Source organism: Rhodococcus sp. WAY2, from assembly GCF_009859915.1.
Taxonomy (GTDB): domain Bacteria; phylum Actinomycetota; class Actinomycetes; order Mycobacteriales; family Mycobacteriaceae; genus Rhodococcus_F; species Rhodococcus_F oxybenzonivorans.
The window spans coordinates 5,357,830-5,371,761 of sequence record NZ_CP046572.1 but is presented as its reverse complement, the minus strand read 5'-3'; the positions used below and the strand labels follow the sequence as shown (position 1 = coordinate 5,371,761).

At 66.8% G+C, this 13,932-nt stretch carries 14 protein-coding genes; 6 read left to right on the top strand and 8 right to left on the bottom strand.

The genetic code is table 11. The features are described 5' to 3' along the window. The first annotated feature begins 109 nt into the window (after window positions 1-109). Both GFS60_RS24250 and greA read left to right on the top strand, forming a co-directional pair. Window positions 110-535: a DUF4307 domain-containing protein gene (locus GFS60_RS24250; protein ID WP_109332242.1), complete on the top strand. Its 426-nt coding sequence runs from the start codon at window positions 110-112 to the stop codon at window positions 533-535. Between the two features lie 227 nt (window positions 536-762). After that, on the top strand, window positions 763-1,257 hold the full coding sequence (gene greA / locus GFS60_RS24245; RefSeq protein WP_005238978.1) for a transcription elongation factor GreA: 495 nt from the start codon (window positions 763-765) through the stop codon (window positions 1,255-1,257). A gap of 74 nt (window positions 1,258-1,331) precedes the next feature. Here greA and GFS60_RS24240 read toward each other — a convergent pair whose 3' ends face one another. Beyond that, complete coding sequence (locus GFS60_RS24240) at window positions 1,332-2,696, bottom strand: C40 family peptidase (RefSeq protein ID WP_159925222.1); 1,365 nt, start codon at window positions 2,694-2,696, stop codon at window positions 1,332-1,334. A 254-nt stretch (window positions 2,697-2,950) separates the two neighbouring features. Here GFS60_RS24240 and GFS60_RS24235 point away from each other — a divergent pair, with 254 nt between their 5' ends. Both GFS60_RS24235 and GFS60_RS24230 read left to right on the top strand, forming a co-directional pair. Continuing rightward, entirely contained in the window at window positions 2,951-3,142 is a 192-nt protein-coding gene (locus GFS60_RS24235; protein WP_159925220.1) for a hypothetical protein, read from the top strand. 22 nt (window positions 3,143-3,164) lie between these two features. Continuing rightward, window positions 3,165-3,932, top strand: a complete 768-nt coding sequence (locus GFS60_RS24230; protein WP_159925218.1) for an FAD:protein FMN transferase — start codon at window positions 3,165-3,167, stop codon at window positions 3,930-3,932. An 8-nt stretch (window positions 3,933-3,940) separates the two neighbouring features. Here the strand turns inward: GFS60_RS24230 and ilvA are convergent, their stop codons facing one another. The 4 genes from ilvA to GFS60_RS24210 form a co-directional block, all read right to left on the bottom strand. Then, window positions 3,941-5,173, bottom strand: coding sequence for a threonine ammonia-lyase (ilvA, locus tag GFS60_RS24225; protein ID WP_159925216.1), 1,233 nt, complete (start codon window positions 5,171-5,173; stop codon window positions 3,941-3,943). Window positions 5,174-5,245: 72 nt separating this feature from the next. Then, window positions 5,246-6,418: a cystathionine gamma-synthase gene (locus tag GFS60_RS24220; RefSeq protein WP_159925214.1), complete on the bottom strand. Its 1,173-nt coding sequence runs from the start codon at window positions 6,416-6,418 to the stop codon at window positions 5,246-5,248. A 21-nt stretch (window positions 6,419-6,439) separates the two neighbouring features. Continuing rightward, window positions 6,440-6,955 carry a hypothetical protein gene (locus tag GFS60_RS24215; RefSeq protein ID WP_159925212.1) on the bottom strand — a complete coding sequence of 172 codons (516 nt, stop codon included), beginning with the start codon at window positions 6,953-6,955 and terminating at the stop codon, window positions 6,440-6,442. A gap of 68 nt (window positions 6,956-7,023) precedes the next feature. Beyond that, window positions 7,024-8,409 (bottom strand): cystathionine beta-synthase, encoded by a 1,386-nt coding sequence (locus GFS60_RS24210; protein WP_159925210.1) that lies wholly within the window; start codon window positions 8,407-8,409, stop codon window positions 7,024-7,026. Window positions 8,410-8,544: 135 nt separating this feature from the next. On the opposite strand from GFS60_RS24210, the gene GFS60_RS24205 reads away from it, so the two are divergent. Then, the gene (locus GFS60_RS24205; RefSeq protein WP_201453439.1) at window positions 8,545-9,567 is read left to right on the top strand and encodes an SGNH/GDSL hydrolase family protein; all 1,023 of its coding nucleotides are present in this window, start codon (window positions 8,545-8,547) and stop codon (window positions 9,565-9,567) included. Window positions 9,568-9,675: 108 nt separating this feature from the next. Next, window positions 9,676-10,893 (top strand): acetyl-CoA C-acetyltransferase, encoded by a 1,218-nt coding sequence (locus tag GFS60_RS24200; RefSeq protein WP_159925206.1) that lies wholly within the window; start codon window positions 9,676-9,678, stop codon window positions 10,891-10,893. 116 nt (window positions 10,894-11,009) lie between these two features. Here the strand turns inward: GFS60_RS24200 and GFS60_RS24195 are convergent, their stop codons facing one another. The 3 genes from GFS60_RS24195 to GFS60_RS24185 all read right to left on the bottom strand — a co-directional run bounded on the left by GFS60_RS24195 (window position 11,010) and on the right by GFS60_RS24185 (window position 13,866). Continuing rightward, window positions 11,010-11,864 carry a Bax inhibitor-1/YccA family protein gene (locus GFS60_RS24195; RefSeq protein WP_201453438.1) on the bottom strand — a complete coding sequence of 285 codons (855 nt, stop codon included), beginning with the start codon at window positions 11,862-11,864 and terminating at the stop codon, window positions 11,010-11,012. A gap of 165 nt (window positions 11,865-12,029) precedes the next feature. Next, entirely contained in the window at window positions 12,030-13,157 is a 1,128-nt protein-coding gene (locus GFS60_RS24190; RefSeq protein WP_159925202.1) for a class I SAM-dependent methyltransferase, read from the bottom strand. Between the two features lies 1 nt (window position 13,158). Further along, complete coding sequence (locus GFS60_RS24185; protein ID WP_159925200.1) at window positions 13,159-13,866, bottom strand: nitroreductase; 708 nt, start codon at window positions 13,864-13,866, stop codon at window positions 13,159-13,161. Window positions 13,867-13,932: the final 66 nt, after the last annotated feature.

The window sequence follows — 13,932 nt, the reverse complement described above, 5'->3', positions numbered from 1 at the left end:
CGCACCGACGCACATCCTCTATAGTTCCACCCGATAGTTCCGCTTGCAGCCGTGACCCCGCTCGAGTGCTGGAAGCAGTGAGGAACTGGAGCGGTGTGAGAGCAGAGTGATGACGAGAACGCTTCCCCCCGGCCGATACACAGGTGCAGCGAAGCCTGCACGGCCGAGGCGCTGGATCGCGTGGGCGCTCGGCGCGGTCGTCGTAGTGCTCGGGGTGATTGTGGCGTTCTCGGCCTACGACAGGTTCACGATTTCCGACATCGACAGCGAGGCCACATCGTTCGATCTTGTCGACGACTCGCGGCTCGATATCACCTTCACCGTCACCCGTGACGACCCTTCGCGCCCGGGGGTGTGCATCGTCCGTGCACGCTCCAAGGACGGATCCGAGACGGGACGGCGCGAGGTCTACATCGCCGGAGGGCCGCATCAGACGGTGAAGATCACGGCCCCCGTCTACACGTCCGAGCCGCCGGCCATGGGTGATGTGTACGGGTGCAGCCTAGACGTTCCGGCGTATCTCACCGGCGGCTGACCAGCCGCTCCCCGAGCGACCGTTCGGGTTCTCCGCCGGTTCCGACCTCCGATCGTGCTAGAATCGGCTGATACACGGTTCCGGTTTGGAACCGTGTATTGCTGCATTGGCGGCAAGGTGGATCTGCGTTCGGCCCCGGCCGGCTGATCCGCCGAGCCGTTGATCACTGCTGTTGCAGTGGTCTGTCGAGGGAGCCCGGGGGCTCCAACTACGAGGGAGTGATCGAGATGACCGAGACCCAGGTGACCTGGCTGACCCAGGAGTCACATGACAGGCTCAAGAGCGAACTCGACCAACTCATTGCCAATCGACCCGTCATCGCCGCCGAGATCAACGAGCGACGCGAAGAGGGCGATCTCAAGGAGAACGGTGGCTACCACGCGGCCCGCGAAGAGCAGGGCCAGCAGGAGGCTCGTATCCGCCAGCTCCAGGAGTTGTTGAACAGCGCGAAGGTCGGCGAGGCACCCACCCAGTCCGGCGTGGCGTTGCCCGGCTCGGTGGTGAAGGTCTACTACGACGGCGACGAGAAGGACACCGAGACGTTCCTCATCGCCACCCGCGAAGAGGGCGCACGCGACAACAAGCTCGAGGTCTACTCCCCCAACTCACCGTTGGGTGGGGCACTGCTCGAGGCGAAGGTCGGCGAGACGCGCGAGTACACGCTGCCCAACGGCAGCAGCATGAAGGTGACGCTCGTCAGCGCTGAGCCTTACCACAGCTGATATCGGCTCTGCTTCACAGCACTCCGGTCCGGGCGATGCGCCCGGACCGGAGTTTTTTGTGGTGCAGTTCGCGCTCAGATGATTCTGCGGGCCTTCATGCCGGAGAACACCGCACCGATGCGCACTACGTCACCTGTGGTGGGGGCGTGGAGCATCTGGCCGTTTCCGACATAGATCGCCACGTGCCCGGGACCACCCGACTGCCAGTTTCCGAAGAGCAGGTCGCCCGGCTTCGCCTCCGAGAGCGGGATCTCGACGCCCACGCGCCACTGAGTCTCCGAGGTCCGGGGCAGTTTGATGCCGGTAGCGGCGTAGACGGCGAACGAGGTGAGGCCGGAGCAGTCGAATCCTCCGCCGGACGGTCCGTTGATGTTGCCGCCGCCCCACACATACGGCAGACCGATGAACCGCATCGCCATCTCGACGACCCGGCTCGGCTCCCCGGCGCCGACGCCGTAGAAGAACGGCGACAACATCCGGGCGAACGATTCTTCGAGCGACCGGATCCGTGCCACATACGGCTGGGTTTCGTGGACGTAGTCCGGTTTTCCGGCGGGCATGCCGCCCGACGTGCGCACCGCACCCGCACCGGCGTTGTAGGCCGCAAGGGTGAGGTCGAGGGTGTCACCCTTGACCACGCCTTGTTTCTTCCAGGCGTCGATCTGCGCGTGGAGGTCGCACAGCATCTGGCCGGACGCCATCATCGGGTCGGCGACGCCGTTGATGTCCACCTTGCCGTCGCCGTCCGCGTCCTTGCCGTATTTGGCCCAGGTGCCGGGCAGAAATTGACCGGGTCCGCGGGCACCCGCCCTCGACACCGGCGAGGCCGCCCCATGTCTGAAGCCGTTCTCGACCGAGTACAGAGCGGCCAGGGTCGGCGGTTTGATTCCTTCACACAACGAGCCGGCCTTGCGGATCCAGGGGGCGAACACGGCGATGGCTCCGATCGGGGCCAGTGAGACCCCGGGAAATCCGGCAGGAACCGAGGGAATCAATGATCCGAGGCCGCTGATGATGGCTGGGACACCGGGGACGGCGGCCAGCCCACCAATCACCGTTTGTGCACCCGAGGCCATCGGCGCCGGAGGCTGGTCGAGCGGACTGTCGGGGAGGACGAGTGCCTGCTCGGGTCCAGGGACCGGCGGGAGCGGCGCCGGCGGTGCGTCTGCAGCAGGCGGCGCCGGAATATAGGGATCGGTCGCCTGCTTCACCACCTCGGATGCATCGGTGACCATTTGCTCGGCTTGCTGTCGTGCTGGTTCCGGGAGAGCCGAAATGGCGTCGTTCACCTGTTTCTGAACGTCGGGAGAAGCTTGCTCTACAACTTGGATAGCGTCCGCCGCTTGGTCTTTCACTGGCTGCGGTATGTCTGCTCCTTGAACCATTGCCCCCGCTGCTGTGGTGATCGCCACGATGATCGCCGCTGCATCAACTGACATACGTGCGCTCCTCCTCCTCGGTATGCCGAACCGAGTAGGTTCACGTTACGACGGGGTACAGCAGGCGCGGGCCGAATTCGGCAGCTTGGGCAACAGCCATTTCGTGCGGTGAGCAGGCTTCGGGCCGTCGCACACGACCGTGCGTGCGTGTTTCCACCCGGCCCGACTGCACTCCACCCCTCTGAGCCGGCCTCGCATCGCTCTCCGAACTGATTCCCAGGTTGCTCACAGGTTCGTCGTGGAAGGTGGTGGACATGAGTGAAGATCGACGGAATGCCCGCCTGCTTCCCGTTCGGCGTGCGCTCGCCGCAGCCGGGATCGCCGGGTTGGTCGCCGGTGGCGGCATCGCGGCCGCCGCGGACGCCTCTTCGTCCGACGCGGCCGTCGCCGCTCCCCTCGTCTCGGCAGGCTTCGGAACACCGGATGCGGTGTCCAGCGGATTCTGAAGACGCGGAAAGTAACCACAGCATGACCGGTGCGCGTAGCGCGACCGAATGGTCGACGTGGGGTGGGCACGTGCGTGTCGTCGTCACCGACCCGGGCGCCCTCGATTCGGCCGCCAACCTGGTGCGCGGCTATCTCGCGGCAGCAGACGCCGCGGTCAATCGCGAGCGATCCGACGCCGAGATCCACTCTCTCCGGCACGGGAAGAACAGCGTGACCCCACTGTTCGCCCGATTCATCGCCGATGCACTGTCTGCGGCACGGATCACGGACGGAAAGCTCGACCCCACGTCGGCATCCACCACCCACTCCTGGCGCACGGTCGGGGTCGACGGAACCGAGGTGACGCTGCCCGAGGGAGTGCAGCTCGATCTCACGGCCACCGCTCGCGCGAGCTCGGCAGACCACTGCGCCTCGACCACCGCCGAACTCCTCGGCTGCGGCGTGCTGGTGGCCCTGGGCGGCGACATCGCCACCGCCGGACCTACGCCGCCGGGTGGGTGGCAGATACAGGTTCAAGACCTGCCGGGCGACCCCACCTGCCAGGTGTCGATTCCGTCGGGTGCGGGCGTGGCGACCGCCAGCACCGTGAAACCCCTGCGTCCCGACCCGATGGCGTTGTGGCGCACGGTGTCCGTGGTGGCCGACTGCTGCACCACCGCCCACGCAACCAGTACGGCAGCAGTCGCGATGGGCGGCGGCGCCGTCAGCTGGCTGGCCGAACTGAAGCTACCCGCGCGACTGGTGGATCAGGAGTTCCGGGTGAGCACCGTCAATGGATGGCCACACTAGCGGCGCGCTCAGTGCTGCAGCCGAACGGCGTATCCGGCGGCGTCGAGCGCGTCGAGCAGATCCTGCCGATGTCCCGGGCCACGGGTCTCTACGGTGAGGAATACCTCCACCTCGTCCAGTGCGAGTGAGCCACCGGTCCGGGAGTGAACAACGTCGACCACGCTGGCCCCGTTCCCGCTGACGACTTCGAGGAGGCCGACCAGACCACCCGGTCGGTCCGGAATGGTCACGTGCACACCGAGATAGCGTCCCGACGCGCGCAACCCGTGGTTGACGACATGGGTCAGCAGTAGCGGGTCGACGTTGCCGCCCGACAGCACGGCGCAGACCTTTCCGGTGAGGCCGAGCTCGGCCTGGGCGCAACTGATCAGAGCCGCCACCGCCGCGGCGCCGGCGGGTTCGACGATGAGTTTCGCGCGCTCTAGGCACAACAGCAGGGCGCGGGACAGCGCGTCCTCGCTCACCGTGACGATGGCATCGACCTGAGTGCCGACGTGCGCGAACGGGACGTCGCCCGGTCGGCCGACCGCAATGCCGTCGGCCATGGTGGACATGCTCGCCAACGGCACAGGACGGCCTTCGGCGAGCGAAGCGGGCCACGCGGCTGCTTGCTCGGCCTGGACGCCGATGATGCGCACGTCGGGACGCAACTCCGACACCGCGGCGGCGATCCCCGCAATGAGGCCACCACCGCCCGTCGGAACGACAATGGTGCCGACGTCCGGCTCCTGCTCCAGAATTTCGAGGCCCACCGTCCCCTGCCCTGCCACGATGTCGACGTGGTCGAACGGGTGAATCAGCACCGCCCCGGTCTCCGCAGCGAATTCCTTCGCCGCCACCAGGGCGTCGTCCACGGTGTCACCGGTCAGATGCACGGTCGCGCCGTAGGCCTTGGTTGCGACGAGTTTCGGTAGGGGCGCGCCCGTCGGCATGAAGACGGTCGACGCGATGCCCAGGTCGGTGGCCGCCCAGGCCACACCCTGGGCGTGATTACCGGCACTCGCGGCGACGACACCACACGCGCGTTCCTCCTCGGCGAGATTCGCGATCCGGTAATACGCACCACGCGGCTTGAAAGAACCCGTGCGCTGGAGATTTTCGCACTTGAGCGACACCTCGTGCCCGCACCGCTCGGACAACGCCCTCGATGCGATCACCGGCGTCCGGCGCATCACGGGGGCCAGCAGCCTACGGGCTGCCCTGATCTGCTCGAGCGTGACGGATTCCACGCGGGCCAGCATAGGGCGCTCCGCGCCCCGTGCGCCTTTTTGGTAGTTGCCGCTACCAAAAAGGCGCACGGGCGGCGAAGCCGCCTACTTCAGCGCCTGCTCGATGTCGCCCACGAGGTCGGCCGCGTCTTCGACGCCGACGGACAGCCGCACGAGGTCGTCCGGGACCTCGAGCAGCGAACCGGCGGTGGAGGCGTGCGTCATCGCACCGGGGTGTTCGATGAGCGATTCGACACCACCGAGCGACTCGGCGAGGGTGAAGATCTCGGTTCGCGAGCAGAAGTCCAGCGCCGCCTGCTTGCCGCCGGCGAGCCGGACGGAGATCATGCCGCCGAAACGACGCATCTGCTTCTCGGCGATCTTGTGACCGCTGTGCGATTCGAGGCCGGGGTAGATGACCTTGGAGACGGCCGGGTGCCCGGTGAGCAACTCCACGACCTTTTCGGCGTTGTCACTGTGCCGCTCCATGCGCAGGGCGAGGGTCTTGATGCCGCGCAGCGTGAGGAAGGCATCGAAGGGACCGGGTACGGCGCCGGCGCCGTTCTGGAGGAATGCGAATGCCGCGTCGAGTTCTTCGTCGTTGGTGACCAGTGCGCCGCCGACGACGTCGGAGTGGCCGCCGATGTATTTAGTGGTCGAGTGCAGGGCGATGTCGGCGCCGAGCTGCAGCGGCTGCTGCAGGTAAGGCGACGCGAACGTGTTGTCGACGACGATCTTCGCGTCGGCAGCGTGCGCCACCTCGGTGAGCGCTTCGATGTCACCGATGGTGAGCAACGGGTTGGTGGGGGTCTCGACCCACACCAGTTTGGTGTTCGGCCGGATCGCGTTGCGCACGGCATCCACATCGGACACCGGTACAGGGGTGTATTCGATACCCCACTGGGAGAAGACCTTGTCGATCAGGCGGAACGTGCCACCGTAGGCGTCGTTGGGGATGACGAGGTGGTCGCCCGGGCGGAGAACAGCACGCAGGACGCAGTCGGTGGCGGCCATGCCCGAGCCGAACGCCCGGCCGTACGTGCCCGACTCCAGGGCTGCGAGGTTGGCCTCGAGCGGCCGGCGGGTGGGGTTGCCCGTGCGGGCGTACTCGAACCCGTTACGCATGCCGCCGACGCCGTCCTGTGCGAACGTCGAGCTCGCGTAGATCGGGACGTTGACGGCGCCGGTCTGCGGGTCGGGGTCGAATCCGGCGTGCACGGCCTTGGTGGAGAAACCCTGCCAGCTGATGTTGTCCGCTTTGCTGCGCTGCTCACTCATGTAGGCCAGCGTAGTGGGGACCTAATCTTGCAGATACTTCGCAATCGCGAATGCGACGTCGAGCTTGGTCTCGTCGCTCACGGAGGGGTCGATCGCGTTGACGATGATGCTGTGTGTCGGCGTGAGCAGTGCCATGGCGACGACGTCGAGGACCACCCCGTCCACTGCCGTGGACCGCGGATCGGGGATCACATTCGTCCCGTTCCTCATCTCGACGATGACCACCGGGTCCGTCGCCTGCGGCTTGACGGACGCCGTGAGGGTGCTCAGCACGTTGGCCGGCCCCTTCGACCACGAGCAGGTGGGATCGGCGGAGCCCGGCAGGGCTGCCTCGGTGAGATACGGCCGGTCCGATACCAACGACCCCAGCACCTCCGTCAGGTGGTCGCAGTCGGTCGACTCGGCCACCACCGCAGAGCTGGGTTTCGCTGTCGCCACCGATGCCGGCTGGGCGACACCGTCGACCGCCTGCCCGCACCCGGCAACCATCAGTCCGATGATCGGAACCCCCACGACACGACACAGACGAGCACCCACTGATTTCCCCCCTCGGATGTGGAACGGGCCGCCCGCGTCCGGCGAGCAGCCCGTCCCGATGTCTCGCCCTAGGACCCGGCGCTGAGGAAACCGAGCAGGTCGTGGCGAGTGATGACGCCGGCCGGCTTACCGTCGTCCACCACCATCAGCGCGTCGGTATCCCCCAGCGCCTTCGTCGCGGCCGATACCGGCTCACCCGAACCGATGAGCGGGAAAGGCTTGCTCATGTGCTTCTCGACCGGATCGGCGAGGTGGGCACGGCCTTCGAACACGGCGCTGAGAAGGTCGCGCTCCGTCACACTTCCCGCGACCTCACCGGCCATGACGGGGGGCTCGGCCCCGACGACGGGCATCTGGGACACCCCGTACTCGCGGAGGATCTCGATGGCGTCGCGCAGCGTCTCGGACGGGTGCGTGTGAACGAGGTCCGGGAGCTCGCCGGACTTGCCGCGCAGCACGTCGCCGACCGTCTTCTCGTCCGGCTTGCCGTCGAGCGGGGTGCGGAGGAAGCCGTAGGAGGCCATCCATTTGTCGTTGAAGATCTTGGACAGGTAGCCGCGTCCGCCGTCGGGGAGGAGAACGACAATCACCGCGTCGGGACCCTCACGCTTGGCGACCTCGAGTGCGGCGACGACGGCCATGCCGCACGATCCGCCGACCAGCAGGCCTTCTTCACGCGCGAGTCGGCGCGTCATCTCGAAGGAGTCGGCATCGGAGACGGCGATGATTTCGTCGGGGATGGACGGGTCGTAGGCGCTCGGCCAGAAGTCCTCGCCGACACCTTCGACCAGGTAGGGACGGCCGGTGCCGCCGGAGTACACGGAGCCCTCGGGGTCGGCGCCGATGATCTTGACCTTCCCGCCCGACACCTCCTTGAGGTAGCGGCCGGTGCCGGTGATGGTGCCGCCGGTGCCGACGCCCGCGACGAAGTGGGTGATTCTTCCGTCGGTGTCGGCCCAGATCTCGGGTCCGGTGGTCTCGTAATGGCTCTGCGGACCGCCCGGGTTGGCGTACTGGTTCGGCTTCCACGCGCCGGGAATGTCGCGGGCGAGGCGGTCGGACACGCTGTAGTAACTGTCGGGGTGTTCCGGCGCGACCGCGGTCGGGCACACCACGACCTCGGCGCCGTAGGCTTTGAGGACGTTGCGCTTGTCTTCGCCGACCTTGTCGGGGCACACGAACACGCACTTGTACCCACGTTTCTGTGCCACCAGGGCCAGCCCGACGCCGGTGTTGCCGGACGTGGGTTCGACGATGGTTCCGCCCGGCTTCAGCTCGCCCGACGCCTCGGCGGCGTCGATCATCTTGACCGCGATGCGGTCCTTCGAGCTTCCGCCGGGGTTCAGGTACTCGAGCTTGGCTGCAACGGTCCCGTGCTCGCCGCCGATAACCGAAGTGAGCTTGACGAGAGGGGTGTTGCCGATCAGGTCGACGACGTGTTCCGCGATGCGCATGACTCCATGGTCCCAGATGCGCAGATCGGATGCTCACAGACGTCCGGCACGAGACATCGGACGCGGCTAGATTGGTACGGACGCAGTCCGCCGGAACCCGTGAGAAACACACCAGGTAGCGGAAAGGTGAGTGCAGTGCCGAAGAGCACCTGGCAAACCGGAGTGAAGGCCGGCGCCACGGCGGTAGTAGCGGGATCGAGCGCAGGAACACTGTCCTGGGTGGCGTACTCATACCTCATGTCGCAGGCGACGGCGGCGAGAGGCGTCATCGGACGCAACGTCGCGAAACCGCCGGAGGCCGACGGCGTGTACGCCCCTGGCAGCGCGGACGTGGAACGCTGGCGTCGCGGCGCACCGTTCGACCTGCACCTGATGATCTTCGGCGACTCGACCGCTGCAGGCGTGGGCTGCCTGACGGCGGAGGAAGTGCCCGGCGTGCAGATCGCCCGCCGCCTCGCCGACGAGACGGGTAAGCGGGTTCGGCTGAGCACCAAGGCAATCGGCGGTGCCACCTCGCGGGGACTCAGCGGCCAGGTCGACGCGATGTTCGTGGCGGGGCCGCCGCCGGACGCCGCCGTCATTCTCGTCGGAGCCAACGACGTCACAGCGAAGAACTCGATTCGCGCCTCGGCCCACAGGCTGGGTGAGGCCGTCGCCCGATTGAGGGAGCACGACTGCGCCGTTGTCGTCGGGACGTGCCCCGACCTGGGAGTCGTCACAGCCATACCGCAGCCCCTGCGCACCGTCGTCCGCACGTGGGGCCTGCGTCTGGCGAGAGCGCAGGCGGTCGCGGTCACTGCGGCGGGGGGACATCCGGTTGCGCTGGCCGATTTGCTGGCGCGCGAATTCCTGGCTGCCCCCGACCGAATGTTCTCGGCCGACCACTTCCATCCTTCCGCTGCGGGATACGAACTGGCGGCAATGCAGATCGTGCCCGTCCTCGCCACCGCACTGGGCATGTGGCACGGCGGCCCTCTCCCGGACCTGCCCGAGGTCTCGGAAGCAGCCGAGGCACGCAAGTTCTCGACGCGAACACTCGCCTCGCTCAATCGCTTTCTGTGGCGACGTGCCGCGCGACGCCGCGCGACGGGTCGCCTCGACGACCTTCTCGGAATCGAGGAGGCGTCGGCGTCGCGAGTCCGGAAGGCCGCCCAGTGAGACGGAGATATCCGCGCACGGAGGTGACGACGTAGGTTGTCTGAACAGCCATGAAATCGGTGGCCTGCAACACAGTGCAGACCTCCGCAGCCGACAAAGGAGTTATTGATGCCCGAGGCAGTAATCGTCTCTGCAGTACGTTCACCGATCGGTCGGGCCATGAAGGGCTCACTGAAGTCGATCCGCCCGGATGATCTGACGACGCAGATGGTTGCCGCGGCGCTGGCGAAGGTCCCCGAGCTCGACCCCACCGAGATCGACGACCTGCTCCTGGGCTGCGGTCAGCCGGCCGGGCAGTCCGGGTTCAACATCGCCCGGGTCGTCGCCGTGCAGCTGGGCTACGACTTCCTGCCCGGTGTGACCGTCAACCGGTACTGTTCGTCCTCGCTGCAGACCACCCGCATGGCGCTGCACGCGATCAAGGCCGGCGAGGGCGACGTCTTCATCTCCGCCGGTGTCGAGTCGGTGTCGAGCTTCGTCACCGGCAACGCCGACGGTCTGCCCAACACGAAGAACCCCACGTTCGCCGACGCCGAGGCCCGGACCGGCAAGCTCGCCGAGGGCGGCGTCGCCTGGACCGATCCGCGTGAGGACGACCTGCTGCCCGACGTCTACATCGCGATGGGTCAGACCGCCGAGAACGTGGCATCGGCCACCGGCATCAGCCGTGAGGAGCAGGACCGCTGGGGTGTGCGGTCGCAGAACCGTGCGGAGGAGGCCATCAAGAACGGGTTCTTCGAGCGGGAGATCACTCCGGTCACCCTTCCCGACGGCACCGTCGTCAGCACCGACGACGGCCCGCGCGCCGGCACCACCTATGAGGCCGTCAGCCAGCTCAAGCCGGTGTTCCGGCCGGACGGCACCGTCACCGCCGGCAACGCCTGCCCGCTCAACGACGGCGCCGCCGCGCTGGTGATCATGTCGGATACGAAGGCGAAGGCCCTCGGATTGACTCCGCTGGCCCGGATCGTGTCGACCGGTGTGTCGGGTCTGTCGCCCGAGATCATGGGTCTCGGCCCGATCGAGGCCGTGAAGAAGGCGCTCGCACTGGCCGGGAAGAGTGTCTCGGACATCGACCTCTTCGAGATCAACGAGGCCTTCGCGGTCCAGGTCCTCGGTTCGGCCCGTGAGCTGAAGATCGACGAGGACAAGCTGAACATCTCCGGTGGCGCCATCGCCCTCGGCCACCCGTTCGGCATGACCGGTGCCCGCATCACCAACACCCTGCTCAACAACCTGCGTGAGCAGGACAAGACGTTCGGCGTCGAGACCATGTGCGTCGGCGGCGGGCAGGGCATGGCCATGGTCCTCGAACGCCTGAGCTGAGGCGGCTCCGCCGCCCGTGCGCCTTTGTGGTAGCTGGAACAACCAAAAAGGCGCACGGGCGCGAAGCGCGAGAAGGCCCCCGAGAGCATGCTCTCGGGGGCCTTCTCGTGGAACTGCTAGTCGTTGTTGAAGTAACTCAGCAGGCGGAGGATCTCGACGTACAGCCACACCAGGGTGACCGTGAGTCCGAAGGCGACTCCCCAGGCGGCCTTCTCCGGCGCCTGAGCGCGGATCAGCTGGTCAGCAGCGTCGAAGTCCAGCAGGAAGCTGAAGGCGGCGATACCGATGCAGACGAGGCTGAAGATGATGGCCATCGTGCCGCCGTCACGCAGTCCGAGCCCGCCTTCGACGAAGAAGCTGGCGATCACGTTGCCCAGAGCGAGGACGACGACACCGATGAGAGCACCGATGATCATCCGCGTCAGGCGGGGCGTGACTCGGATCGCGCCCGTCTTGTAGACGACGAGCATGCCGAAGAACACACCGAACGTACCGAGGACTGCTTGGCCGATCAGCGCCGCGCCACCGACTCCACCGAACGTGATGTCAGTGAACATGAACGACAGCGCCCCGAGGAACAGACCTTCCGCGACGGCGTAGGCGAGCACGATCGCCGGGTTGTCCATCTTGCGGCCGAAAGTGGCGATCAGCACCAGGACGAGACCGACCAGGCCGCCACCGATGACCAACGGCCCCGCGAGCCCCGCGTCGTTGGTGACCAGGAAGTAGGAGATGATCGCCGAGACCGTGAGCACACCGAGTGTGATTCCGGTCTTCGTGACGACATCGTCGATGGTCATCGAACGGTAGTCGGGGCCTGTGCGGTAGGGCTCGGCCTGGGTGTACTGAGGCTGACCGAACTGCTGCGTGACCTGCGCGGCGCCGGCCGTCGTAGATCCGAACGAGGCGTATCCGCCGTTGCCCTCTTGTTTGGGCAGGTTACGGAACACCGGGTTACTGGTGGTGCGCACCGTGCACATCCCTTCTCGTGGCTCGCCGGGTGGATCCGGGTTCTCTCATATGATGAACGTCCGGCACCCCACCGCGAGTTCCCGTTCTTCGCTTCGGGTCGGACAATTCGGACTCTACCGGTGCCGCAGTGGCGGCCGCCAGACGAGTGCCCGGCGGCGCGGCGATCAGGCGATCGACCGGGTCACGGTGAATTTGGCGTTGCGGCCGACCACGTCGGTGCGCCCGACCAGCCGTTGCAGCCGGCCTCGATACCCGAGATGAGAGTTGTACACGGTCCACATTTCGCCACCGGAACGGAGTACCCGTCCCGCCTCGGCGAACATCTTGATGGCGACACCGGTGTGTACGGCCGCGCCGACGTGGAACGGTGGATTACAGAGGACGACGTCGCAGCTTCCGGTGGGCAGTGTCGACATCACGTCGTCGCGCAGTGTGCTCACCCGGTCGGCGACTCCGTTGACACGGGCCGTGGCCGAAGCGGATGCGACTGCGGCCGCCGACTGGTCGGTGGCGATGACCGAGATGCCGGGCCGCAGCCGAGCGAGGCTGACAGCCAGGATGCCGGTGCCGCAGCCGAGGTCGACGGCGGTCTGCGCGGCGGGGTTCACGCGCGGGAGGAAGTCGAGGAGGCACCGGGTACCGATGTCCAGTGTGGAACCGGCGAACGCGGCTCCGTGGGAGACGACATCGAGGCCGAGCTCGTCGATATGTTCGGTGACCGGGAAACTTGACCGAGCGGACGCCACCGGACCGCTCGCGATCAGCACCCGCGACTTCTGCCGCCCGAGCGTTGCCCGCACGGACGCGAACGAGCGGTGGAGCACCTCGTTCATCCCGGTGGAAATGTGCTTGTTCCGGCCGCCGGCGAAAACCACCACGCCGGGGTCGGCGTGACGCGCGATCACCTCGGCGATCTCGGCGAGCTCGCTCAGGCTCCGCGGCAATTGCAGCAGGACCACGCGCGCACCCTCGAGTAGGTCCTGCCCGAGGGCGCACTGCCGATAGCACGACGTCAGACCTGCCGCCTCAGCGTTGCGGGCCAGCGCCTGCTCCCCCGTCAGCGGATCCTGGAACACCCGGATGCCGGTGGAGGCGTGCGTTACCGCGGCGCCGAGTGTGAGCGCACCGTAGTGGTCCCCGATCACGGCGACGGTTCCCGCAGGCGCGTCCGCTAGAGCGGTCGCGGCCTCGTCGAGGATCAGACGGTCTGCGGCGTCGACGGCCACCAGGTTCGGTGCCTCGACATCGGGGCGGCGCCGCAAGAGAGCGAACAGTGAATCACGGTCGAGCACGTTACTGCGACACCCACTCGACCACGTTGTCGACGCTTTCGCGGTGGGTACGGAATTGGTTGACCGGGTTTCCGGGGTCGGCGTAGCCGAACGAGACACCGCAGACGACTTTGCGCTCCTCCGACAGCGAGAAGAAGTCGCGGATATAGGGCGAACTTCCTGCGAGCGCCGCCTGGGGAATGGTGGCGACCCCGAGGCTCTGCGCCGCGAGGAGAAAGCTGTCGACGTACAGGCCGCAGTCGACGGCGCCGTAGGTTCCGAGAGCCTCATGGGTGGTGACGATCGCGACGTGCGGTGCCCCGAACAGGTCGAAATTCTTCATGGTCTGTTCGGCCGAGGCCGCCCTGTCCCCCGGCGCTATCCCCACACTCGAATACAGCTGCATGGCACATTCCCGGCGACGCAGCTTGTGCTCGCCCCGGTACTCGCGGGGAAAGTCGAAGTCCGATTCTTGCGGATGGCTGCGCACGTACTCTGCGAGTCCCGTACGAAACCGTTCGGTTCCTTCTCCCTCCGTGATCGCCACCTGCCACGGCTGCGTGTTGCACCACGACGGCGTCTGCTGCGCCAACTCGAGGATCCGCTCGATCACCTGACGCGGCACCTGACGGGGCAGAAAGGCCCGGCAACTGATCCGCTCGTCGAGAAGCGTGGCGAAAATGCCTGCGGCCGGGTTCGTGTCGGGTGCCGCAATTCCGGTGTCGGTCACGTAGAAATCTCCTCAGGTTCGCTCGCTCTCGAACACGCTCTCGGGAATGTGCGACCGCGATATGCT

Bases quoted from the DNA above. Each gene is read 5' to 3' on its own strand.
- GFS60_RS24220 (WP_159925214.1), bottom strand. From the start codon at position 6,418: ATGAGTGAGCAGCGCAGCAAAGCGGACAACATCAGCTGGCAGGGTTTC.
- GFS60_RS24240 (WP_159925222.1), bottom strand. From the start codon at position 2,696: ATGTCAGTTGATGCAGCGGCGATCATCGTGGCGATCACCACAGCAGCG.
- GFS60_RS24230 (WP_159925218.1), top strand. From the start codon at position 3,165: ATGACCGGTGCGCGTAGCGCGACCGAATGGTCGACGTGGGGTGGGCAC.
- GFS60_RS24235 (WP_159925220.1), top strand. From the start codon at position 2,951: ATGAGTGAAGATCGACGGAATGCCCGCCTGCTTCCCGTTCGGCGTGCG.
- greA (WP_005238978.1), top strand. From the start codon at position 763: ATGACCGAGACCCAGGTGACCTGGCTGACCCAGGAGTCACATGACAGG.
- ilvA (WP_159925216.1), bottom strand. From the start codon at position 5,173: ATGCTGGCCCGCGTGGAATCCGTCACGCTCGAGCAGATCAGGGCAGCC.
- GFS60_RS24200 (WP_159925206.1), top strand. From the start codon at position 9,676: ATGCCCGAGGCAGTAATCGTCTCTGCAGTACGTTCACCGATCGGTCGG.
- GFS60_RS24210 (WP_159925210.1), bottom strand. From the start codon at position 8,409: ATGCGCATCGCGGAACACGTCGTCGACCTGATCGGCAACACCCCTCTC.
- GFS60_RS24250 (WP_109332242.1), top strand. From the start codon at position 110: ATGACGAGAACGCTTCCCCCCGGCCGATACACAGGTGCAGCGAAGCCT.